Raw genomic sequence first — 22811 nt, 5'->3', positions numbered from 1 at the left:
CAGACCACCTCATCCTGAGGTGCCCTTTGCCTGAGCAAAGGGCCTCGAAGGAGCCCTCCAGTCTGCTCTATGGGTTCTGGAGGCCTCCTTCGAGGCCGCTGCGCGGCACCTCAGGATGAGGTAAGCCCTTGGGAGAACAGCCTAAACAGGTTCTTCCCCTCTCTCACGAAACTCCCGCTCCCGCTACGGTGCGGTACGTCGCGGGAAAATCGACCCTGATCTAGAGTTCCGTCAAGCACTCCGACGTCCTTCGGAGGACGGTCCTCCCACGCGTTCAACCGACGCGCCTGGGACTTGCCCGCTTGGCGCGCCCCGCCCCGGCGTCCTAGAAGGACATGCCGCCTGAGCCCTCTACGGCTTCGGCCATGGAATTCGGGAGACAGCCGCCTCGTGAAGCGAACAGCCCTGATCGGACGCCTACTCGCCGCTACCCTGGCAGTCTCCCTCGCCGTGGCGAGCTTCGCGGAGAGTGCGCGCGCCGCCACGCAGGACGGTGGATGGGCCCATGCCCTCACGCTGATGGGCGAGCCGAAATATCCGGCCGATTTCAAGCATTTCGATTACGCGGACCCGAAGGCCCCCAAGGGCGGCCTCGTCCGCCTCGGGGCACAGGGCGGGTTCGACAATTTCAACCTCGTCGTCTCCGGGCTGAAGGGCGATCTCGAGAGCGGGATCGGCCAGATCTACGATACCCTCATGACGGAATCGCTCGATGAGCCCTTCACCTCCTACGGCCTGCTGGCCGAGGGGGCGAAACTCGCCGACGACCTCTCCTCCGTGACCTACCGCCTGCGCGAGAACGCCCGCTGGCACGACGGCAAGCCGATCACGCCCGAGGATGTGGTCTGGTCCTACGAGACGCTGAAGGCCAACAGCCCGTTCTACGCCGCCTATTACCAGACCGTGGCGAAGGGCGAAGTCACCGGCCCGCGCGAGGTGACCTTCACCTTCGCCGAGAAAGGCAACCGCGAATTACCGCAGGTCCTCGGCCAGCTCCGCGTGCTGCCCAAGCACTGGTGGACGGGCAAGGACGCGGAAGGGCGCCAGCGCGACGTCACCCAGACCACCCTCGAGATGCCGCTGGGCTCCGGCCCCTACCGCCTCGCCAAGTTCGAGCCGGGCCGCAGCGCCACCTATGAGCGCGTGGCCGATTATTGGGGCGCCGACCTGCCGGTGAATGCCGGCCGCAACAATTTCGGCACGATGCGCAACGAGTACTTTCGCGATTCCACCGTGCTGATCGAGGCGCTGAAGGGCGACCTGTTCGATTTCCGGGCCGAGAACGTCGCCCGCAACTGGGCCACGGCCTATGACGATTTCCCCGCCGTGAAGGAGGGTCGCCTCATCAAGGAAGAGTTCCCCGATCGCGGGAACGGCACCATGCAGGCCTTCGTTTTCAACACCCGCAAGGCGAAATTCGCCGACGAGCGGGTGAGGCGCGCCTTCAACCTCGCCATGAATTTCGAGGAGATGAACCGCTCGCTGTTCTACGGCCTCTACAAGCGGATCGACTCTTACTACTTCGGCTCGGAACTCGCCTCGTCGGGTCTCCCCCAGGGTGAGGAACTGGCGATCCTCGAGGCGGTGAAGGACAAGGTCCCGGCCTCCGTCTTCACGACCCCCTACGCGAACCCGGTGAACGGCACACCCGATGCCGTGCGCGCCAACCTGCGCGAGGCGGTGCGCCTCCTCAAGGAGGCCGGCTACGAGCTTCGCGACGGGCGCATGACCAACGTGAAGACCGGTGAACCGCTCACGGTCGAGTTCCTTGAATTCCAGAGCGTGTTCGAGCGGGTGATCCTGCCCTTCTCGGCTCAGTTGAAGCTCATCGGCATCCAGACCTCGCTCCGCGTCATCGACCAGGCGCAGTACCAGAACCGGCTGCGCGGCTTCGACTTCGACGTGACCACGAGTTCCTGGGGCCAGTCGCTTTCGCCCGGTAACGAGCAGCGCGAATATTGGGGCTCGGCCGCGGCCGACAAGCAGGGATCGCGCAACCTGATCGGCATCAAGGACCCGGCCATCGATACGCTGATCGAGCGTGTGATCTTCGCCAAGGACCGCCCGGGCGTGCTTGCCGCCACCCACGCCCTCGACCGGGTGCTCCTCGCCCACAACTTCGTCGTGCCGCAATGGGCCTCGAACGTGTCGCGGACCCTGCGCTGGAACCGGTTCGCGCATCCGGCGACCCTTCCGCTCTACGGCTCCTCCGGCTTCCCGACCACATGGTGGTACGACGAGGCGCTCGCCGCCAAGACCGGGGCGCCGCGGTGAAGTTCGCGCCGACCCGCCGGGACTTCGTCGCCGGGGCCGGCGCCCTCGGCATCGCCACCGCCCTGACGAAGCGGGCGTCGGCCGCCCCCACCGGGGCGAGCCACGGCATGTCGAGTTTCGGGGAACTGAAATACCCGGCCGACTTCCCGCATTTCGCCTATGTGAACCCGGCGGCCCCGCGCGGCGGCCGGTTCTCGGCGCAGCTCTCGGCGACCCTCGGCAACCAGGCCGGCGATACGTTCAACACCCTCAACATCTACGTCCTGCGCGGCGACGGCGCTGCCGGCATGAACCTCACCTTCGATTCGCTGATGGTGCGGGCGTTGGACGAGCCCGATTCGCTCTACGGCCTCGTCGCCCGCAGTGTGGAGGCGAGCGAAGACGGCCTCACCTACCGCTTCGCCCTGCGTCCCCAGGCACGGTTCCACGATGGCTCGCGCCTCACCGCCGCCGATGTCGCCTTCTCGCTGCTGCTGCTGAAGGAGAAGGGCCACCCCGAGATTTCCCAGGTGATCCGGGACATGGCGGATGCCGTGGCCGAGAGCGACGAGACGCTGGTGGTGCGTTTCGAGAAGGGCCGCAGCCGCGATCTGCCGCTCTTCGTCGCGACGCTGCCGATCTTCTCCAAGGCCTATTACGCCGGCCGCGACTTCGAAGCCTCCACCTTGGAGCCGCCGATGGGGTCCGGCCCCTACAAGGTCGGGCGCCTGGAAGCCGGCCGCTTCATCGAGCTGGAGCGAGTGGCCGATTACTGGGCCGCCGACCTGCCGGTGATGATCGGGCAGAACAATTTCGAGCAGATCCGCTACGAGTATTTCCGCGATCGCCAGGTGGCGTTCGAGGCGTTCAAGAGCGGCATCTTCACCTTCCGAGAGGAGTTCACCGCCCGCGTCTGGGCGACGGGCTACGATTTCCCCGCCTTCCGCGAGGGTCGTGTCCGCAAGGAAATCGTGCCCGATGCGCGACCCTCCGGCACGCAGGGCTGGTGGATCAATACTCGCCGCGAAGCCTTCAAGGATCGCCGGGTCCGCGAGGCGATCGGCCTGTGTTTCGACTTCCCCTGGGCGAACAAGAACCTGATGTTCGGCGCCTATATCCGTACGGCCTCGTTCTTCGAGAATTCCGACCTCAAGGCCACCGGGAAACCCTCGGCCGAGGAGCTCGCGCTGCTCGACCCCATGCGCGCCGGCCTGCCGGACGAGGTCTTCGGCGAGGCCTGGCAACCCGCGCAGTCCGACGGCTCCGGCCAGGACCGGGCGCTCCTCAGCCGCGCCGTGGCGCTCCTGCGCGAGGCGGGCTGCACGCGGGAGGGCGGCACCATCGCGCTGCCGGGGGGCAAGCCCCTGGAGATCGAGTTCCTCGACGCCGATCCGGCCCTCGAGCCGCACACCCAATCCTTCATCCGCAATCTCGGCCTGATCGGGATCAAGGCCACCATCCGGCGGGTGGACACCTCCCAGTATCAGTCCCGCCTGAAGGATTTCGACTTCGACATCACCTCGCGCCGCTATAGCAACGGCCCAACGCCCGGGCCGGAACTGAGGCAGGTCTACGGCTCGGCCAGCGCCGCGACGCCGGGCTCGGACAACCTCGCCGGGATCTCCAACGCTACGGTGGACGCCCTGATCGGCCGGGTGCTCGATGCGTCCACCCGCGCCGATCTCACCGTTGCCGCCCGCGCCCTCGACCGGGTGCTGCGCTCGGGCCGCTACTGGATTCCGATGTGGTACAAGGCCGATCACCGCCTTGCCCTCTGGGACGTCTACGGCCACCCATCGCCCGGACCGGCCTACGATCTCGGCGCCCCGGCGATCTGGTGGCACGATGCCGACAAGGCCCGGCGAATCGGCAGGAATTGAGGACCAGACGTGCTCGCCTACATCCTGCGCCGCATCGCCCTCATGGTCCCGACAATCTTCGGGATCATGCTCATCACCTTCGTCATCGTGCAATTCGCCCCCGGCGGGCCGGTGGAGCGCGTGCTGGCGCAGCTGCAGGGCCAGAGCGAGGGCAGCCTGTCCCGCGTCACCGGCGGGGCCGGCGATCTCGGCGGCGGCGGGCGCTCGGCCGGCGGCGGCTCGGAGGCGAGCTCGCGCTATCGCGGCGCACAGGGGCTCGATCCGGCCTTCATCAAGAAGCTCGAACAGCAATTCGGCTTCGACAAGCCGGCACCCGAGCGCTTCGCCAAGATGCTGTGGGACTACGCCACCTTCGATTTCGGCAAGAGCTATTTTCGCGACGTCTCGGTGCTGCAGCTGATCCGCGAGCGCCTGCCGGTCTCGATCTCCCTCGGCCTGTGGATGACGCTCCTGTCCTACGCGATCTCGATTCCGCTGGGCATCCGCAAGGCCGTGAAGGACGGCTCGCGCTTCGACCTATGGACCTCAAGCATCGTCATCGTCGGCTATGCCATCCCGAGCTTCCTGTTCGGCATCGCCCTCATCATCCTGTTCGCCGGCGGCTCGTTCCTGCAGATCTTCCCGATTCGCGGCCTCACCAGCGAGGGCTGGGAGACCTTCACCCTCTGGGGCAAGATCGTCGATTACGCCTGGCACATGACGCTGCCGCTCACCGCGCTGGTTCTCGGCGCCTTCGCCACCTCGACCCTGCTCACCAAGAACTCGTTCCTCGACGAGATCCGTAAGCAATACGTGATGACGGCGCGGATGAAGGGCCTCACCGAGCGGCGGGTGCTTTATGGCCACGTGTTCCGCAACGCCATGCTGATCGTGGTGGCGGGCTTTCCCGGCGCGTTCATCTCGGCCTTCTTCGCCGGCTCCCTGCTCATCGAGACGATCTTCTCCCTCGACGGGCTCGGCCTCCTGTCCTTCACCGCCATCGTCGGGCGCGATTACCCGATCGTCTTCGCCACGCTCTACATCTTCTCGCTGATGGGTCTGGCGGTGAACCTGCTCTCCGACCTGATCTACACCTGGATCGATCCGCGCATCGATTTCTCCGCTCGCGCCACATGACCAGCCTGCCTCTCGTCATTCGGCCCGAGCGGCCGGGCGATGCCGATTCCATCGAACGCCTCCACGCCCGCGCCTTCGGGCCGGGACGTTTCGCCCGCACCGCCTATCGCCTGCGCGAAGGCGCCCTGCCCATGGCGGATCTCTGCTTCACCGCGCTGGTCGGCACGTATCTCGTCGGCTCGGTCCGTGTCGCTCCGGCGGAGGCGGGAGGGCCGCTTTTGGTGCTGGGGCCGCTCACGGTGGATCCGAGCTTCGGTAAGCGTGGCATCGGCGGATCGTTGATGCAGGCGAGCCTCGACGCCGCGCGGGCCGGCGGCCACGGGCTCGTCATTCTGGTGGGAGACGCGCCCTATTACCGTCGCTTCGGCTTCGCGCCCGTGCCGCCGGGCCGCCTGCTGCCGCCGGGACCGGTCGACCCCGCGCGCTTCCTCTGGCTCGAACTCCGTCCCGGCGCCTTGGAGACGGTATCTGGGATCGTCAGGCCCGTCCGTCCGTTCGCAATCTTGGGCGGCGAGACGCGAGGCTGACCCTCCCTATAAGGGTGAGACGCGCGCTACTCCTTCTCCCCCTCTGCGGGAGAAGGTGGCCCGCAGCCAAGTCGGATGAGGGGAGCGCCATCATCGGAGAGGTCGCCCCCTCTCCCGGTCGCTCCGCGACCACCCTCCCCCGCAGAGGGGGAGGGTCGACAACCTCTACGCCGCCCGCCCGCGCCGGCCCTCCACCAGCCACATCGCCAGCACCGCACCGGCCAAAGCCACCAGCGCCCACAGACCGAGCGCCAGGGGATAGACCTCGACGCCGCGAATGACGGCGCTGTCGCTGGGGCGGATGCCGATCCAATCGGCGCCGGCCAGACGCCCGCTGCGCACGGCCTGGAGGCGCGGCACCACGGTGGTCCCGCCCGCATCGGCGACGCGGCGGATCGAGCCGCCGGTCCCTTCGGCCAGGGCCTTCAGACGCTCGGTATCGCTGAACACGTCGGTGAGTTCGCGCGGGTTCGGCGGCCCGACGCTGACGAAGGCAATGAGCGAGCCGGAGCGCAGGGTATGGAGCCCGAGTTCCGTCGCTTCGAAGGTCGTGCTGAACAGGCCGGGCTCCCCGGCCGTGAGGGTGAGCGTCCGCTCCGGTCCGGTCGGTCCCTTCACGGTGACGGGGTCGGTAGTCTCGGCCATGGTCTGGCGCTCGACGCGGACTTCGCGGCCATGCCCCGTCGTCTGCGCCCGCAAGGCCTCTTCTTCGAGCGCCGGCTCCTTCATCAGCCAATGGCCGAGGCGGCGCAGCAGGTCGAGATAGGGGCCGCCCTCCTGGTAGCCGCGTGCCCAGAGCCAGGCATGGTCGGACAGAAGAAGGGCGACCCGACCCTTGTCCTCCCGCGAGAGAGCGAGGAGCGGCAGGGCGTTCGGCCCCTGCAGGATCGGCTGGATGCCGGGCTTGGTCTGGGCGGAGACGATGCGCAGCCAGTCACCCCAGGCCGGGGGAGAGGCCTCCGAGCCCGGCAGGGCGCGGGTGACGGGGTGGCGGGTGCCGGTGCCCGTCAGCGCCGCCTTGTAGGGCTGCTCCACCACCCGACCATTGGGCTCGCCCGGCAGGATCTGGGAGAGCCGGGTACGGGCGAGGCTCGCCGAGGAGGCGAATTCCGGCCCCGCCGCGATGAGCAGCGCGCCGCCATCGCGGACATAGCGGACGATGTTGTCGAAATAGGCCGAGGGCAGCACGCTCTGGTTGGCGTAGCGGTCGAAGATGATGAGGTCGAAATCCTTGATCTTCTGGACGAACAGCTCGCGCGTCGGGAAGGCGATGAGCGACAGTTCGGAGATCGGCGTGCCATCCTGCTTCTCCGGTGGCCGCAGGATGGTGAAGTGGACGAGATCGACGTTCGCGTCCGATTTCAGCAGGTTGCGCCAGGTCCGCTCACCCTGGTGCGGCTCGCCGGAGACGAGGAGCACGCGCAGCTTCTCGCGGATGCCCTCGATGGGCAGGACGGCGCGGTTGTTGATGGTGGTCAACTCACCGGGCAGCGGCTCGACCTCGATCTCCACGACGTTGGGGCCGCCATGCTCGATCTTGGTCGTCAGCGAGAAGGGCTGGCCGGTGGGGAAGGTGCGGCGTCCGATCTCCTCGCCGTCGCGGCGCACGGTGACGGTGGCGTTGCCGGTGCCGCCCCGCTCCATCACCTCGGCGCGGATGGTGAGATCGCGCCCGACGATGCCGAAGCGCGGGGCCTCGATCAGCTTGATCTGCCGGTCGCGCTCGTCGGGATGGCCGGTGACGAGGACATGGAGCGGCGCCTTGATGCCGAGCGCCGCGACATTGGCCGGGATGTCGTGGACCACGCCGTCCGTCAGCATCACCACGCCGGCGAGGCGATCCGGCGGAACGTCGGCAAGCCCCTGGGACAGGGCCGTGAACAGCTTGGTGCCGTCATCGCCGTCCTTGGCGTCGGGCACATCGATGAAGCGCGGCTCGATGTTGCTGAGCGATCCGAAGCGCCTCTGCAACTCGGCCCGCACCGTATCGGTCATGGCCGGACGGTCACCGAGACTTTGCGACCCCGACCGGTCGACCACGATGGCCGCGATGTCCTTCACCGGCTCGCGGTCCTCGCGCACCAGCGACGGGTTGGCGATGGCCAGCAGCACGAGCCCGAGGGCCAGCGCCCGCAGGATCGCCGTGCGCCCCCGCGCCACGAAGGCGAGAACGACGAAGATGGCCACCAGAACGCCGAACCCGGCAATGACCGGCCAGGGAATGAGGGGGGTGAAGCTGAGGCTCAGCATGGGCTAGCGGCCTCTGTGGTTGTGATGAACTGGCACGGCGTTGCCGCCGAACCCCCTCTCCCCTCTGCGGAGGAGGGTGGCCCTCGCGTCAGCGAGGGTCGGGAGAGGGGAGCGCGCTGTCCGGAGAGGTCGCCCCCTCTCCCGGTCGCTCCGCGACCACCCTCCCCCGCAAAGGGGGGAGGGACGAGCCCGTCCCGATACGCAGTCTGAAAGCTCATCACTGTCCCAACCGCTCCAGCAGGGCCGGGACGTGGACCTGATCCGCCTTGTAGTTGCCGGTGAGCGTGTAGATCACGAGGTTGATGCCGCCGCGGAACGACATCTCGCGCTGGCGCTGGTCGCCGCCGACGATGGGGTAGAGCGCCTCGCCGCGCTTGCCCACCGCCCAGGCGGAAGCCAGGTCGTTGCCCGTGATGACGATGGGGGAGACGCCGTCGCCGGCCCGCGCGGGGCGGCGTTCAGCCCCGTCTCCGGCGGGCGGCAGGGTCTCGACCCACGTCTGACCGGTGGCGTAGCGGCCGGGAAAATTGTCCACGAGGTAGAAGGCCTTGGTGAGCACATGGTCCGCCGGAACCGGCTCCAGTTCGGGCACTTCCAGCGTGGAGAGCATCTTGCGCAGATAGGCCCCCTCCGGTGTCGGGGGGCCGCCCGGCCGTGCGGTGAGCGCGTCGCGGGTGTCGAACAGGACCGTCCCGCCATTGCGCATGAAGGCGTCGATCCGGCGGATCGCGGCTTCGCTCGGCTGCGGACGGCTGGCGACGATGGGCCAGTAGATGATCGGATAGAAGGCGAGCTCGTCCTTGCCCGGATCGATGCCGATCGGGTCGCCCGGCTCCAGGGCGGTCCGGCTGGCCAGCATCTGCGTCAGGCCGTTGAGCCCGGCGCGGCTGGCCGTATCCGTCGCCTCGTCGCCGGTGACGACGTAGGCCAGACGAGTGGCGAGGGCCGAGTCGAACGTGTTCGGCCGCGCACCCTCCTGCGCATGGGTGCCGCTCGACAGGCCGGCGACGCCGATGCCGGCCACGATGAGCACAGCCGCCGCCCGTCCGGCGAAGCGTCCGAACAGCCCCCCGCGCGACCGGTTGAAGAGGCCGCCGAGCCAGAGGCCGGCGAGGGTGTCGAGGATCAGGAGCATCAGCGCCAGGGTAAACAGCGTGGCGCGCAAGTCGAGGGTGTCTCCGCCGGTGAGCGAACCGGTGCGTGCGTCGGTGAAGGCCGAAAGGTCGAGGGGTTTCAGGCGGTCGTCGGGCCTGAGCGCGTTCACGGCGACGCCGCCATCGGCCGGGCCATAGAACCCGGCCGGATGTTCGAGGCTGGCCCGCTCGCCGTAATCGTCCGGCACCGCCGTGGCGCCGGCGGGCGGGCTGCCGAGTGCCCCGAAACCGTCGAGAGTGAGGCGAGGCGCCAGGACGGCGGCGGGCCGGGTCGACCCCTCCCCTCCGTTCGGCGCAGCGCTGCCCGACAGGGCGACCACGCGGCGCAACATGTCGATGAACAGGCCGGAGAGCGGCAGGTTCGACCAGGTCGTGTCGGCGGTGACGTGGAACAGAACGATCTGCCCCTTGCCGCGCTTCTCGGCGGTGACGATGGGCGTGCCGTCCTGCAGCGACGCCCAGGTGCGGCCCGGCAGGTCGCCATCCGGCTCCGCCAGGATCTGGCGACGCACCCCGATATCCGCCGGGGGGACCAGCCCGGCAAACGGACTCTCCGGGGCAAAGGTCGCGAGCGTCTTGGGGCTGTCCCAGGACAGCGTGCCGCCCAAGGTCCTGCCTCCCCGGCGCAGGCGCACGGGGACCAGGGTGTCGTTGCCGGCAGCCAGGCGCGGCCCGGCGAAGCGCAGCAGCAGGCCGCCCTCGTCCACGAAACTCGCCACCCGGCGCATGGTCGCCTCGTCGAGGGCGCCCACATCGGCGAGGACCAGCACCGAGACCTGATTGTCGAGGAGCTGCCCGACGGATTCGGCCACTCCCTTGGCCCCGCGTGCTTCCTGGACATCCGCGAACGGGGTCAGGGCGCGGGAGAGATAGTAGGTCGGGGCCAGGAGCGGCTGCGCCTGATCGTTGGTGCCGCCGAAGACCAACCCGACGCGGCGGCGCTTGCCGCGCTCGTCCATCAGCGTCACCGCGCCGGCCGAGCGCTCGGCGGCGATCTCGAGCCGGCTGATGCCGTTGCGGAGTTCCACCGGAAGCTCGAACTGAATCTCGGTTTCGGTGGCCCCGTCGGCGAAGCGGAAATCGTGCTCGGCCAGCGGTAGGCCCTTCTGGTCCAGGGCACGGACCAAGCCGGCATCGCGGCCATTGGCCGAAGCGCGCAGCACTCGGGCGGTCAGCCTGCCGCCGCTCTCGGCCGCGGCGAGGGCCAGAGCCGGTGGATTTTCCGCGCGCAGGATGGTGAGACGGGCGCCGGCCTTGTTCAGCGCGTCGGACAAACCCTTACCGAACGCGTCGGATGCGGCACCCGCAACGCCATCGGTGATCCAGACCACAGCGACCGCCGGATGGCGGTCGAGGAAGGCTCCGATGGCGGTCAAATGGACGTCGCGTTGCGGTAGATGCGAGCGCGGCGCGACGGCCCGGAGACGGTCCAGGGCGGCGGCGGGCGTCTTCGCTTCCAACGCGGCCGGGGCGTCGGCCAGGGCGATCACGGCCACAGGGCGACCGTCCCGCGAGGCCGCCTCGATTTCGTCGGTGGCGGCCCGCATGCGCTCGCGCCAATCATGTGCGGCTGAAAACCCGTTATCGATCATGACGATAAGCGGCGTCCGGCCCGAAGTCGCGCCGGTGCCCGATGGGTTCCAGACCGGCCCCGACACGGCGAGGATCAGGCAGGCGGCGGCAATCATCCGGAGGATCAGCAGCCAGGGCGGGGTCCGCGCCGGAGTCTCGCGCTTGGCCATGAGGTCGGCCATGATCCGCAGGGGCGGAAACTCGATCCGCTGCGGGCGCGGCGGGGTCACCCGGAGCAAATACCACAATGCCGGCAATGCGATAAGCGCCGCGAGCGCCAGCGGCGCGGCGAAGGTCAGGGGCAATCCGAACATGCGCTGCTCCTCACCCCGTCCCGCGCGCGGCGGCGACCAGCGTGAGGAGACGCAGGGCCGCCTCGCTAGCCGGCCGGTCGGTACGATGGATCGTCAGGGTCCAGCCCTGGGCTCGGGCGATCTCGGCGAGACCCTCCCGATGCGCGGCGATGCGGGTGCGATAAGCCGCCCCCCACGACGCCGCGTCACCGATATCGAGGCTCATCTTGGTCTCAGGATCGTGCAGCACGGCTTGCCCCGCGAAGGGAAAGGTCTCCTCCACCGGGTCGACCACCATGACGAGATGGCCTCTCGTGCCGGAGCCCGCCAGCGAGCCCACAGACTCTCTAACCTGTTCCAGAGGCGAGAGAAAATCGCTGATTAGGATCGCCTCGTCGAAGCGGCCCGGCGTGGCGCGCGGCGGCATGTCCTGCGTAAGACCTGCTTTGTCGGCCACCAGGGCGTGCGCCATCGTCTCGACAATGCGGCGTGAGGCCGTGGCTCTGGTGAGACCGAGAAGCCCCGCCCGCTCACCCCCCTCGACCAAGGCATCGGCGACGGCAAGGCCGAGCACGAGGGCGCGCTCGACCTTCGGCCCCTGTCCGAGGCTCGACGAGAACCCCATGGAGGCGGAACGGTCGATCCAGAACCAGATATTGTGGGTCGCCTCCCATTCGCGCTCGCGCACGTAGAGCCGGTCGTCGCGGGCGGAGCGGCGCCAATCCACCCGCGCCGCCGCTTCGCCAGCCACGAAGGGTCTGAACTGCCAGAAGCTTTCCCCCTGCCCCGCCCGGCGTCTGCCATGCAGGCCATGCGCGAGCGTCGAGGAGACACGGCGCGATTCAAGGATCAAACGCGGCATCCGCTCGGCGAGAGAGAGCGCGCCTTCGGTCTCGTGTCGCCCAGGAGCGCGCTGGGCCGCGTCGAGAACCCGGGTCGCGATCATCCGGCTAAAGCTTCGCAGCCAGCTGGGCGATGATCCCCGGCACGGTCTCACCGTCGGCGCGCGCCGCAAAGCTCAGCGCCATGCGGTGCTTGAGCACGGGCTCCGCGAGCGCCTTCACATCGGCGACCGAGGGTGCGACGCGGCCTTCGATCAAGGCGCGAGCGCGCACCGCCAGCGTCAATGCCTGACTGGCGCGGGGACCAGGCCCCCATAGGAGCTTTCCCTTCAGAGAAGGATCGCCCCCTTCCGGTCTTGCGGAGCGGACAAGGTCGAGGATCGCGTCCACCACGGCGTCGCCGACTGGCAGGCGACGCACGAGGCGCTGCGCCGTGAGAAGCGCCTCCGTGGACATCACCGCCTGCGGGCTATGGTCTCCGATTCCCGTCGTCTCGATGAGGATCCGACGCTCAGCCGCGCGGTCAGGATAGCCGACATCGATCTCGAGCAGGAAACGGTCGAGCTGCGCCTCGGGGAGCGGGTAAGTACCCTCCTGCTCGATCGGGTTCTGCGTCGCCAGCACATGGAACGGGCGCGGAAGGTCGTGCCGCTCACCGGCCACCGAGACGAAATTCTCCTGCATCGCCTGCAGCAGAGCGGATTGGGTGCGCGGGCTGGCCCGGTTGATCTCGTCCGCCATCAGCAATTGCGTGAAGACAGGGCCGCGCACGAAACGGAACGAGCGGCGGCGGTCCTGGTCCTCGTCGAGGATCTCGGTGCCAAGGATGTCGGAAGGCATCAGGTCGGGGGTGAATTGAACGCGCCGGGCATCGAGTCCAAGCACGGTGCCGAGCGTCTCGACGAGCTTGGTCTTTGCCAGACCGGGCAGTCCGACGAGCAGGCCGTGGCCACCCGCCAGAATGGTGATGAGGGCGAGGTCGACCACTTTTTCCTGGCCGAAGATGACCTTGTGGATCGCGTCGCGGGCCTGTCCCACCTGGCCGAGACACGCCTCCGCGGTGGCAACGATGCCGTCGTCGAGAGAGGTGGCCGTCGCCGGCGTGGAGCCTGAAGTCATGCGTTCGATCCCGGTTTGCCGCGCGGCCGATGGTCAGGATCGCGGTGGCACGTGGGTGCAGCCTGACGGCGGCATTGGGAGAGAGTGTGGCGTTCTTTCCCGCATGCTGGCAAGGTCGGCGCGACGACGCAGGCATTTTGCGGTCCGTCGTCGACGGTGAAGGACGATTTCACGTCTCGGCTACCGCTGGACCCGCTACAAGAATGGCGCATCCGCGATCAGGCTGGAGACGTGCAACGTCGGCAACTCAAGCTTCTCACCGCTGCGGGAAGTTGCCCGGTGATTCAGAAGTGGCTGAAGGAGCGCGTGGCGAAGGCGTACTCACTGCCGTCCGGCCGGCGGAACGCAGGCGGGCGGTCGCCTTCGACGACCGATCCTATCAGCGCCAGCGGAACCCCCAACGAAAGAGCTTCGGCGATGAACGCCTCGACCCGGTCCGGTGCCACCGCGCAAAGGATCTCGTAATCGTCGCCACCGGTTACAATCGGGCTGATCAGCGCCGGATCGAGAGCAAGCGCAGCACGGGCGGCATCGGACAGCGGCACATCGGAAAGCGTGATCTCAGCGGTCCGGCCGGCACCCATCAGCATCTTCGTCAGATCGCCGGCAAGCCCATCGGAGACGTCCATAGCGGCCCGCGCATGGCGGCGGAGAAGCGGTGCGAGGGCGACACGCGGGCGCGGGTGGCGATAGCGGTCGATCAAGACATCGCGACCTTCCCCTCCCAAGCGCTCGGCCCATTCAGGCGTCACCCCGTTCAGGGCCAGTAGGCCGAGGGCCGCGTCGCCGATCGTGCCGCTGACGCAGATGACGTCACCGATTTCCGCACTCATCCGCCGAACCATGCCGCCGCGCGGCACTTCCCCGAGGGCGGTCACGCCAATCAGGGCGGGACCCGCCGCGCGGACGGTATCGCCTCCGAGGAGCGGGCAATCGAAAGCGATCGCCGCTTCCCTGAGGCCGTCGGCGAAGCCGGCAAGCCACGCTTCCGTCCAATCGTCAGGCAGGGCGAGCGTCAGGAGGAACCCACGCGGCATCGCCCCCTTGGCGGCGATATCGGACAGGTTCACCCCGAGCGCTTTGCGTCCGATGGATGCGGGAGGGTCGCCGGGCAGGTAGTGGACGCCCGCCACGATAGCGTCTGCAGTCAACACCAGATCGAAGCCGGGACTTGGCACGAGGGTGGCGGCATCATCCCGCAGCCCATCCGCGCCATAGCCAGCCCAGGGCGCAAAGTAGCGCGCGATCAGCCCGTTCTCATCGGAACGAACGGTGGGGGGCGTGATCGTCAAGCGCGCCCGGAGCCGGGGAGCCCGGCGAATTCCGATCCGCGAACCTCACGGGCTACCTTATCGAGGACCGCGTTGACCATGCCGGGCTCGTCGCCGGCATAAAAGCTATGGGCGACGTCGACATACTCTGAGATCGCAGCGCGAGCTGGCACATCCTTGCGGAACATGAGTTCGTAGGCCCCAGCGCGCAGGATAGCGCGCAAAACTGCTTCGATGCGCTTCAGCGGCCAGCCGCTCGACAATGCCTTGTCCAATTGCGGATCGATCGCACGCTGCTCCTCGACGACACCACGCAAGAGATCGCGGAAGAATGAGATTTCGGCGGGGGGCTGTTCGACGCCGTCGACGTCGCGGCCGATCCAATACGCCTCGAACTCGGCAAGTGCTTCGATGACGCCCTTGTCGGAGATTTCCATCTCATACAGCGCTTGAACCACGGTGAGGCGTGCGCCGCTGCGCTCGATCGTCTTGGCCATGGGGTTCTCAATCCTCTCCCACGGGCGCGGCAGCCGCGGCACGTTTGAGCGCCAGGACGGCGAGGGCTGCCTCCGCGGCACCCGCACCCTTGTTCAGGTCGGAAACGCGGGCGCGGGCAAGCGCCTGCTCCATCGTTTCCACCGTCAGAATGCCGTTTCCGAGGGGAAGGCGACCCACCACGGACAAGTCCATGAGAGCCCGCGCGCTCTCAGTCGCTACGATGTCGTAATGGCCGGTCTCGCCACGGATGACGCAGCCCAAGGCAACGGCAGCGTCATAGGGCTGACCTGCACGGGCGGCCTCCTCCACCAGAATGGCAATGGCGGCTGGGATCTCGAGGGCACCTGGCACCGTCACCACGATGCCCTCGGCCTCCGCTGCGTCGAGGGCACCCTGTGCTCCGGCAAGAAGCTCATCGGAAATGTCGTCGTAATATCGCGCTTCTACCACGAGGACGCGCGCGCCCTTCACGTTCGTAGGCGTTGCCGGCCGGGCGGCGGGTGAGGGCGAAACCATCGTAGGCCTTGTCTGTAGTGGCGAAGGGCAAGATCGGCACGGATGTGACGAATGAGCCGTTAGCGCGGATCGTCGGCGTCGCCACCCAGTATGACCGGGTCGACCCGGTTCGAAATCTTGCGACCGATGACGCCTGAGACGCGGACCGGCGACGTGTCGTTCGCGGTGGGCGAGCGATAGACTGAAGGGTGGCGTATCACAAGATAGCGCGTCAGGAGGCACGATTCTCGAATAGGCGGGCAGCATAGCGAGCGATCAGGTCGACCTCTAGATTGAGCTTGTGGCCGGTTCGCCGGTCACCCCAGGTCGTAACCGCCAGGGTGTGCGGAATGAGCAGGACCGAGAAGAGGTCGCCATCCACAGAGTTGACCGTGAGTGACGTTCCGTCGAGGCAGATCGAACCCTTCTCTGCAATGAAGCGCGATACGGATGATGGCGCACGCAACACGAATCGGTCGCTTGGTGCCCATTGCGGATCGCCGGTCCCACCCGTCACGCTCTCGCGAGCGACGATCTCGGTGACGCCGTCCACATGCCCGGTCACAAGATGGCCGCCGAGTTCATCCCCGATCTTCAACGAACGTTCGAGGTTGAGGCGCGTACCTTCAGCCCAGCCGCCAACGGTCGTCCGCGCTAAAGTTTCGGCCGCGGCGTCAATGGCAAAGATACAGCCCTTGGCCTCGCGCTCGATCGCCACCACGGTGAGGCAGGGACCGGAACACGCGATGGATGCACCGAGGGCGATAGTTGCGGGATTGTAGGAGGACCGGATGCGGATTCGGCGCAGACGCTCATCACCCTCGACACTGAGGACCGATCCCACATCGCTTACCAAGCCAGTGAACATCTAGACGCTCCGTTCGTAGGTAACACACTGGTCCGGTCCGAAAGCGCGAGTTTCGGTAATGCTGAATTCGGGCTCTTGGAGGCGCGCCGTCAACGCATCGCCGACTGCCGGAAGGCCTCCCCCGCCGATGGCACGAGGGCCAGTCACGAGTGTGCAGACATCCACCAGATCTGCGGCTGCAAGAGAATCGGCGAGGTGGGGACCACCTTCGCAGCAGATCCGCGTCACTCCACGCTCGGCCAGTTGTGAGAGCGCGGCACACAGGTCGATCCGACCATGTGAGCAGGCCTCGACCTGGATCGTTTCGACCCCAAAAGAGACGAGCATCCGCTTGGCGTGAATGGGAGCCGATCGTGTCGTCACCACAAGAGTCGGGATGTCCCGTGCGCTTCGCACGAGGTGAGAGGCCGGCGAGAGACGAAGTGTCGAATCGAGGATGATGCGCAGCGGCGATCGTTGCGAGAGACCAGGTAATCGCACCGTCAGCGACGGGTCGTCAGCCCGCGCCGTTCCAATCCCTACGAGAATTGCGTCGGCATGAGCGCGCCAGAGATGGACCGCGCCATCGGCAATGGGGCCCGTGATGCGAAGGCGCTCATCAGGCGCGCCAGCCGCAAATCCGTCCAGGGTACGGGCAAGCTTGAGATGTAGGCTGGGACGTTTCTTCGTCACGCGCGTGACGTGTCCGCGATGATCCCTCGCGGCCTCGTCGCAGAGTACATCCTGTGTCACGGCGATACCGGCCTGGGCGAGGCGGGCATGGCCCCTCCCCGCCACGCGCGGATCCGGGTCTGCGATCGCAGTGACGACTCGAGTGATTCCCGAAGCGATGATAGCGTCGACACAAGGGGGGGTGGCCCCGTGGTGAGAGCAGGGCTCGAGTGTGACGTAGAGAGTCGCGCCGCGCGCGCGCTCTCCGGCCATCGCGAGAGCAAGAGGCTCCGCATGGGGACGTCCTCCCGGTGCCGTTATGCCCTGCCCTATAATGCGCTCCCTGCCCCTCTCACCCGCGACCACCACCGCGCCGACAGACGGATTAGGCCAGGTCCGCCCGAGATTGCGCCTGCCGATCGCCAGAGCCAAGCGTATGAAGCGACGATCATCCGTGCTGGCTGTCTGATAATCGTTCATGACCGCCCTCGCGTTTGGCGCTTCGCAGGCGGTTTGGCCGGCGGGCTACCACCGGGCAAGACTTCATGGAGAGCGTGTTGGTCGCTCATTCCATCGTCTCGTAGCCTCGTGATATCGGGAGTATCACCGAGGGTTCCGAGCAACACTTTGAAGTCGCTCGCCTCTCGGAAGTTCTTGTAAACTGAGGCGAAGCGGACATAGGCCACGTCGTCTAGGCCCTTTAGCCCCTCCATCACCAATTCACCGATGGCCTCGCTGGCAATCTCAGCCTCGCCGCCGCTTTCGAGTTGGCGGGTGATCCCACTGACCAGACGTTCGATCCGTTCCGGATCCACCGGCCGTTTGCGGACGGCCACGTCGATAGAGCGTTGAAGCTTATCGCGATCAAACGGTACGCGCTTACCCGAGCGCTTGAGCACCGTCAGCTCCCGCAACTGTACCCGCTCGAAAGTGGTGAAGCGGCCGCCGCAGTCCGGGCAGACCCGCCGTCGGCGGATCGCCGCCGAATCATCGCTGGGACGCGAATCCTTCACCTGGGTGTCGGGACCGCCGCAATAGGGACACCGCATCGGGCGGATACCTGCATGGTTGGTGAAAAAATGAGAACGGCCGCGGATATGGCGATCCGCGGCCGTCTCTATCATGAGGTCGTCTGCGGGGGCACCCGCAGACGGAGGCTTCAGCCGTAGATCGGGAAGCGGTGCGTGAGGGCGTGGACCTTGTCCTTCACCGCGGCCTCGATCGCCGGATCTCCGCCTTCACCTTTGGCCACCAGACCGTCGAGTACCTCAATGATGAGGGCGCCGATCTGCTTGAACTCCGCGACGCCGAAGCCGCGCGAGGTGCCGGCAGGTGTGCCGAGGCGGATGCCCGACGTGATCGTCGGCTTGGCCGGATCGAAGGGCACGCCGTTCTTGTTGCAGGTGATGTGGGCGCGGCTGAGTGCGGCTTCCGCCGCCTTGCCGGTCAGGCCCTTCTTCTGAAGGTCCACCAGCATGAGGTGGTTGTCGGTCCCACCGGACGTGATGTCGTAGCCGCCGGAAATGAGGGTATCGGCGAGCGCCTTGGCGTTCTCGATCACCTGCTTGGCGTAGATCTTGAACTCGGGCTTCAGTGCCTCACCGAAGGCCACGGCCTTGCCGGCGATGACGTGCATGAGCGGTCCGCCCTGCAGGCCGGGGAAGATCGCGGAATTGAACTTCTTGGCGAGCGCCTCGTCGTTCGTCAGGATCATTCCGCCGCGCGGGCCGCGGAGTGTCTTGTGGGTCGTCGTGGTGGCGACATGGGCGTGTGGGAACGGCGACGGGTGGACACCGGCCGCGACGAGACCCGCGAAATGGGCCATGTCCACGAAGAAATAGGCTCCGACCGCATCGGCGATCTCGCGGAACTTGGCAAAGTCCCAATGACGCGGGTAGCCCGAGCCGCCAGCGATGATGACCTTGGGCTTATGTTCATGGGCCAGACGCTCAACCTGTTCCATGTCGATGCGCTGGTCGTCGCGACGCACGGTGTAGGAGACGGGCTTGAACCATTTGCCGGACACATTCGGCGGGGCGCCGTGGGTCAAGTGGCCGCCAGCAGCGAGGTCGAGGCCCAGGAAGGTGTCACCCGGCTGCATAAGAGCCATGAACACGCCTTGGTTCGCCTGACTCCCGGAATTCGGCTGAACGTTTGCGAATCCGCAATCGAACAAGCGCTTAGCGCGCTCGATTGCAAGGTTCTCAGCGATGTCGACGAACTCGCAACCACCATAATAGCGACGGCCGGGATAGCCTTCCGCATACTTGTTGGTGAGGACCGAGCCCTGGGCTTCCAGGACCGCACGGGAGACGATGTTCTCCGACGCGATCAGTTCGATCTCGTGCTGCTGCCGACCGAGTTCCTGGCCCACCGCCTTCGCGACTTCCGGATCTGCATCGGCCAAGGATGCGCTGAAGAAGGAATTCGAAAAATGCTTGTCGCTTGCAGTACCGGCGCTCATGGAAAGCCTCGATTGTTGAACGGGCGAGGGCGTCCGTTATCCGCTGGCGTAGGGCGGGCGGTCGCTCGAAGCGTGATTTACTACACGTGCCGCGGGGCGAGGCCAAGCACAGCTAATTTGTAGCCCCGGGCAAAAAAAATTCGGTGCATCCTGTATTTGTCGGTGCGCCAATGACATCCGCGGGATACTGGCCGCGCCGATCGAGAGTTTGGCGACCCTATGTCGCGACGCTTGCATGCATGTGTCGCGCTCGAAAGCTGTCGGCGTCTCGCGACTAAGGGGCGAGCAGGAGCCGCGTCATACCATGGCGGCGAACCAAGCTTTCTCGAGGCGATCTGTTTTTCAAGACCTGCGATCGTATATCAAGACCAAAGAGGCGGGATTCGCTCTCGAATCCCGCCACCGGCTTTCGCGCACATAAGTGAAGTGATCAGTTCTCTTCGTCACCCGGTTCGAAGGTCTGAACTTGCTCAGCGCTGGCGACCGGAGTCGGCCCAGACAAGGTTGAAGGCACATTGACACCGTCGCGCTTGTAGATGTCGTCGCGGAACTGGACGAGACCGTCTGGGGTCGCCCAGGCCGTGATGTAGGTCCAGTAGACCGGAACCGGGCTGCTCAGAGTCGCGTCGACGCGCTTGCCGCTCTCGATCGCCTGTTCCACTTGGTCGCGGCCCCAACCGGGCGTGTCTTTGAGAAGCCAGGTGATGTACTCGCGCACATTCTGCACGCGAACACATCCGGAGGAGATGAATCGGAAATCGTCTCCGTACACACCCTTCGAATTCGTGTCGTGCATGAACACGCCGTGCGGGTTCGGGATATTGATGCGGACGATTCCCATCGAGTTGAAATCGGCGCCCGAGTCCTGACGGTAGCGATAGCGCGTACCCTCGTCCGAGTTCCAGTTTACCGAGGCCGGTGAAATCTCGGTGTCCCCAGTGAAGATGCGGATCTTATTCTCGGTGAGGTAATTCGGATCCTTCTGCATCTTGGGGATGAGGTCCTTCTTCACGATGGAAGCCGGAACCGTCCAGAAGGGGTTGAAATTGATCTGCGTCGCCTTGGTATTCATGATCGGCGACTGACGGTCGATCTTGCCGACGCCGGCGGCGTGCAAGGTCACGACTTGGCCATTCTCTACCGTCTGGACCAGGGCGGCGGGAATGTTGGTGATGACGAAGCGATTGCCGAGATTGCCCGCGTAGGAGCGCAGGCGGACGGCGTTCACCTCGAGCTGCTTCAGGCGGATATCGGCCGAGACGTTCATAGCCTGCTGGGTGGCGATGCTCATGGAACCGGTCTGGCTCAGACCGTGACGGGCCTGGAAGCGCTTCACCGCAGCGGCGACGTAGGAATCGTAGACACCCGAGCTGCCCGACGCCGAGTCGATGTCGCCGGTCACGGCGAGACGAGCGCGCAGAGCCGCCACAGCTGGACCCTTGGCGCCGACGCGCAGGCGATCCGCGCCGGAGACCGGGCGCCAACCGCCGCGTGCGACGATGTCCTTGTAGCGTTCGACCATCTGCTCAGTCGCCGCCATCGTCTGCGGAGAAAGAATCGGTGTCGAGGAACGCTGCACCTGCATCGTTGCAGGCGAGGCATAATCCTGGGCCCACTCCGCCTGAGCGAAGCCGGCCGCTTCGCGCGCAGTGGCCGTTTGGACGAAGGCGGCGGCGCTGGCGAGAAGCGCGAAGCCCAGCGAGCGGGCGATGGGAGCCTGTTTCAGCATCGGACGGAAACTCTAATCTGACCTGTGAAGCGGCACGAGGCCGTCGGGGCATGGTTGGGGTGGATACCGACCACCGAAAGTCCTGTGCCGCGAACGTGTCGGGGCACGGTTAAGAAGTCATGCCGTCCGGGCTAGATTGTGGCGCGGCCGCGATAAATCACAGGCTGTGCTGTACTGCAGCGCACATGCAACATGACGGCTCGTCCGATTGTGAAAGAGATGGCGGGATTATGTCCGTTGCGCTAAGCGCTGAAGGATGATGTCGCGAGATTCAGGGGCTGGCGGCTTGCGCGCGATCACTGCTGTGATCGCGCTCTACGCGTTGGTTCTTCAGGTCTTCCTTGGCACCCTGATGCCATTGCCCTCCCTCGGCCATGTCGGTCCGCTCTGCTCGAGTCTGACCGATGGGATGGATACCGATCAGAGCCCGGTGAAGTCCGGGCACGGCAAACACGACTTCTGCTGTACGTCCGCGTCCGCCGTTGCAGTGGCGACAGTGATTGGGCTCGTCTCGAGCCAGACGGTCTGGCCGCTCTCGGCGGGCATCCGCCTGACATGGCTTAGTGAGGCCCGACCCGGTGGGCGCGGTCCCCCTGGCACCATTCCTCAACCGCGTGGTCCTCCTATCGTCTGAAGTGATCCGAAATCTCGATCCCTTCAGACACGGACAGCCATCATGAAACGGATAGTGCGGGCAGAACTTGCCGCGACCCTTCTCCTCACCGTCTCGACCAATGTCGCTTTCTCTCACGCCACGCTCGAGCGGAAGGAGGCTAGCCCGAACGCCACTTATCGGGGCGTCATTCAGATCACCCATGGCTGCGAAGGCACGCCGACGAAACGCGTGAGCGTGACCATTCCAGAGGGCGTCATCGGTGCCAAACCGATGCCGAAGCCCGGCTGGACCCTGTCCTTAGAAAAAGCTCCCTATGCCAAGGCCTATCCATATTACCACGGCGATATTTCAGAAGGCGTGAAAACCATAACCTGGAGCGGAGGAGAACTGCCCGACGATCAGGTCGACGAGTTTACGTTCCTCGCCCGTGTCACGGATACATTCGCCCCCGGTGCGACCGTGTATTTTCCTGTGGAGCAGGATTGCGTGAAGGGCGCGTATCGCTGGAGCGAGATTCCCGCACTGGGCCAGAACGCTCACTCGTTGCAGTCTCCCGCTCCCGGCGTGACCATCGTTGCCGCGCGCACTAAATCGTCGTCGAGCGCTGCGTCCTCCCCTGCGAACACCATCCAGGCCGGTGATCTCGTCATCGATACACCGTGGATGCGTGCCACTCCCGGTGGCGCTACGGTTGCTGGCGGCTACGTCCGGATCACGAACACCGGAACGCGCCCGGACACGCTGATCTCCGCCTCCATTCCGTTGGCTAGCACCGGTTCAATCCATTCCATGACCATGGATGGCGGAGTGATGAAGATGGCCGCGGTGGATGGCGGCCTCGTCATCAAGCCCGGCGAAACCGTGGAGCTCAAGCCCGGCGGCTTCCACTTGATGTTCGAAGGGCTGAGTGCGTCGCTGAAGGTCGGTGAACCGGTTTCCGGAACACTGGGCTTTCAGCGCACGGGTGAGGTGCGAGTCACCTTCGCCGTCGCTCCCATCGGCGCCAAGGCCCCTAATGCGCCTGCTGCGACCGAACCCGCGGCCGGACATCATCAGCACTGACGAATCACGTCGACGAATGGGTTTCCCCTGGGGAAACGTGCTGAAGCATCGATACTGGATTTGATCCCAGGCTTTCCGCTGCCGCGTGATCGCCTGGGCTAAGGGCGATCCCATCTCTTTCTCTTTCAGGATCCGCTGCTCCTCCGCGCTG

17 protein-coding genes are annotated in these 22811 nt (G+C 66.3%); 5 read left to right on the top strand and 12 right to left on the bottom strand.

What is annotated here, in order from left to right; all coding sequences use genetic code 11:
- Positions 1–405: 405 nt before the first annotated feature.
- From AC0IXR_RS05845 to AC0IXR_RS05830, 4 genes are read left to right on the top strand one after another with little or no spacing between them, the layout of a single operon-like run.
- Positions 406–2274 (top strand): extracellular solute-binding protein, encoded by a 1869-nt coding sequence (locus AC0IXR_RS05845; RefSeq protein ID WP_471760252.1) that lies wholly within the window; start codon positions 406–408, stop codon positions 2272–2274.
- Positions 2271–4133, top strand: coding sequence for an extracellular solute-binding protein (locus tag AC0IXR_RS05840; RefSeq protein WP_471760048.1), 1863 nt, complete (start codon positions 2271–2273; stop codon positions 4131–4133). Before AC0IXR_RS05845 ends, AC0IXR_RS05840 begins: the two co-directional genes overlap by 4 nt.
- 9 nt (positions 4134–4142) lie before the next feature.
- Positions 4143–5249, top strand: coding sequence for a microcin C ABC transporter permease YejB (locus AC0IXR_RS05835; protein ID WP_471760047.1), 1107 nt, complete (start codon positions 4143–4145; stop codon positions 5247–5249).
- The gene (locus tag AC0IXR_RS05830; RefSeq protein WP_471760046.1) at positions 5246–5776 is read left to right on the top strand and encodes a GNAT family N-acetyltransferase; all 531 of its coding nucleotides are present in this window, start codon (positions 5246–5248) and stop codon (positions 5774–5776) included. The genes AC0IXR_RS05835 and AC0IXR_RS05830 overlap by 4 nt, the downstream gene beginning before the upstream one ends.
- Positions 5777–5941: 165 nt before the next feature.
- Here AC0IXR_RS05830 and AC0IXR_RS05825 read toward each other — a convergent pair whose 3' ends face one another.
- From AC0IXR_RS05825 to AC0IXR_RS05770, 12 genes are all read right to left on the bottom strand, one after another.
- Positions 5942–8026: a hypothetical protein gene (locus tag AC0IXR_RS05825; RefSeq protein ID WP_471760045.1), complete on the bottom strand. Its 2085-nt coding sequence runs from the start codon at positions 8024–8026 to the stop codon at positions 5942–5944.
- 217 nt (positions 8027–8243) lie between these two features.
- Positions 8244–11066, bottom strand: a complete 2823-nt coding sequence (locus AC0IXR_RS05820) for a DUF4159 domain-containing protein (protein WP_471760044.1) — start codon at positions 11064–11066, stop codon at positions 8244–8246.
- A 10-nt stretch (positions 11067–11076) separates the two neighbouring features.
- Positions 11077–11991, bottom strand: a complete 915-nt coding sequence (locus AC0IXR_RS05815) for a DUF58 domain-containing protein (RefSeq protein ID WP_419951568.1) — start codon at positions 11989–11991, stop codon at positions 11077–11079.
- Between the two features lie 4 nt (positions 11992–11995).
- A complete protein-coding gene (locus AC0IXR_RS05810; RefSeq protein ID WP_056429747.1) occupies positions 11996–13006 on the bottom strand; it encodes an AAA family ATPase in 1011 nt (336 codons plus the stop codon).
- A 284-nt stretch (positions 13007–13290) separates the two neighbouring features.
- Positions 13291–14292, bottom strand: coding sequence for a thiamine-phosphate kinase (gene thiL / locus AC0IXR_RS05805; protein ID WP_471760251.1), 1002 nt, complete (start codon positions 14290–14292; stop codon positions 13291–13293).
- Between the two features lie 2 nt (positions 14293–14294).
- Positions 14295–14774 carry a transcription antitermination factor NusB gene (gene nusB / locus AC0IXR_RS05800; protein WP_056429745.1) on the bottom strand — a complete coding sequence of 160 codons (480 nt, stop codon included), beginning with the start codon at positions 14772–14774 and terminating at the stop codon, positions 14295–14297.
- Between the two features lie 7 nt (positions 14775–14781).
- Positions 14782–15291 carry a 6,7-dimethyl-8-ribityllumazine synthase gene (ribH, locus tag AC0IXR_RS05795; RefSeq protein ID WP_056429743.1) on the bottom strand — a complete coding sequence of 170 codons (510 nt, stop codon included), beginning with the start codon at positions 15289–15291 and terminating at the stop codon, positions 14782–14784.
- A 211-nt stretch (positions 15292–15502) separates the two neighbouring features.
- Positions 15503–16138 carry a riboflavin synthase gene (locus tag AC0IXR_RS05790; RefSeq protein ID WP_056429741.1) on the bottom strand — a complete coding sequence of 212 codons (636 nt, stop codon included), beginning with the start codon at positions 16136–16138 and terminating at the stop codon, positions 15503–15505.
- Positions 16139–17269 carry a bifunctional diaminohydroxyphosphoribosylaminopyrimidine deaminase/5-amino-6-(5-phosphoribosylamino)uracil reductase RibD gene (gene ribD, locus AC0IXR_RS05785; RefSeq protein WP_471760042.1) on the bottom strand — a complete coding sequence of 377 codons (1131 nt, stop codon included), beginning with the start codon at positions 17267–17269 and terminating at the stop codon, positions 16139–16141.
- The gene (nrdR, locus tag AC0IXR_RS05780) at positions 17266–17838 is read right to left on the bottom strand and encodes a transcriptional regulator NrdR (RefSeq protein WP_471760250.1); all 573 of its coding nucleotides are present in this window, start codon (positions 17836–17838) and stop codon (positions 17266–17268) included. Before nrdR ends, ribD begins: the two co-directional genes overlap by 4 nt.
- 110 nt (positions 17839–17948) lie before the next feature.
- The gene (gene glyA / locus AC0IXR_RS05775; protein ID WP_056429738.1) at positions 17949–19253 is read right to left on the bottom strand and encodes a serine hydroxymethyltransferase; all 1305 of its coding nucleotides are present in this window, start codon (positions 19251–19253) and stop codon (positions 17949–17951) included.
- 430 nt (positions 19254–19683) lie between these two features.
- Positions 19684–20982, bottom strand: coding sequence for a L,D-transpeptidase family protein (locus AC0IXR_RS05770; RefSeq protein ID WP_471760040.1), 1299 nt, complete (start codon positions 20980–20982; stop codon positions 19684–19686).
- A gap of 676 nt (positions 20983–21658) precedes the next feature.
- Between AC0IXR_RS05770 and AC0IXR_RS05765 the strand changes: the two genes are divergently transcribed.
- Complete coding sequence (locus AC0IXR_RS05765) at positions 21659–22660, top strand: DUF1775 domain-containing protein (RefSeq protein WP_471760038.1); 1002 nt, start codon at positions 21659–21661, stop codon at positions 22658–22660.
- Positions 22661–22811 lie beyond the last annotated feature (151 nt).

This window comes from Methylobacterium sp. AC832, from assembly GCF_979256025.1.
This window is presented reverse-complemented; position numbering and strand designations above follow the sequence as displayed.

What these genes read in the sequence shown, in the direction of transcription:
- ribH (WP_056429743.1), bottom strand. Translation starts at nt 15,291, where the DNA reads ATGGTTTCGCCCTCACCCGCCGCCCGGCCGGCAACGCCTACGAACGTG.
- ribD (WP_471760042.1), bottom strand. Translation starts at nt 17,269, where the DNA reads ATGAACGATTATCAGACAGCCAGCACGGATGATCGTCGCTTCATACGC.
- nusB (WP_056429745.1), bottom strand. Translation starts at nt 14,774, where the DNA reads ATGGCCAAGACGATCGAGCGCAGCGGCGCACGCCTCACCGTGGTTCAA.
- AC0IXR_RS05810 (WP_056429747.1), bottom strand. Translation starts at nt 13,006, where the DNA reads ATGACTTCAGGCTCCACGCCGGCGACGGCCACCTCTCTCGACGACGGC.
- AC0IXR_RS05825 (WP_471760045.1), bottom strand. Translation starts at nt 8,026, where the DNA reads ATGCTGAGCCTCAGCTTCACCCCCCTCATTCCCTGGCCGGTCATTGCC.
- AC0IXR_RS05815 (WP_419951568.1), bottom strand. Translation starts at nt 11,991, where the DNA reads ATGATCGCGACCCGGGTTCTCGACGCGGCCCAGCGCGCTCCTGGGCGA.
- glyA (WP_056429738.1), bottom strand. Translation starts at nt 19,253, where the DNA reads ATGAGCGCCGGTACTGCAAGCGACAAGCATTTTTCGAATTCCTTCTTC.
- AC0IXR_RS05790 (WP_056429741.1), bottom strand. Translation starts at nt 16,138, where the DNA reads ATGTTCACTGGCTTGGTAAGCGATGTGGGATCGGTCCTCAGTGTCGAG.
- AC0IXR_RS05820 (WP_471760044.1), bottom strand. Translation starts at nt 11,066, where the DNA reads ATGTTCGGATTGCCCCTGACCTTCGCCGCGCCGCTGGCGCTCGCGGCG.
- AC0IXR_RS05770 (WP_471760040.1), bottom strand. Translation starts at nt 20,982, where the DNA reads ATGCTGAAACAGGCTCCCATCGCCCGCTCGCTGGGCTTCGCGCTTCTC.
- AC0IXR_RS05830 (WP_471760046.1), top strand. Translation starts at nt 5,246, where the DNA reads ATGACCAGCCTGCCTCTCGTCATTCGGCCCGAGCGGCCGGGCGATGCC.
- AC0IXR_RS05765 (WP_471760038.1), top strand. Translation starts at nt 21,659, where the DNA reads ATGAAACGGATAGTGCGGGCAGAACTTGCCGCGACCCTTCTCCTCACC.
- nrdR (WP_471760250.1), bottom strand. Translation starts at nt 17,838, where the DNA reads ATGCGGTGTCCCTATTGCGGCGGTCCCGACACCCAGGTGAAGGATTCG.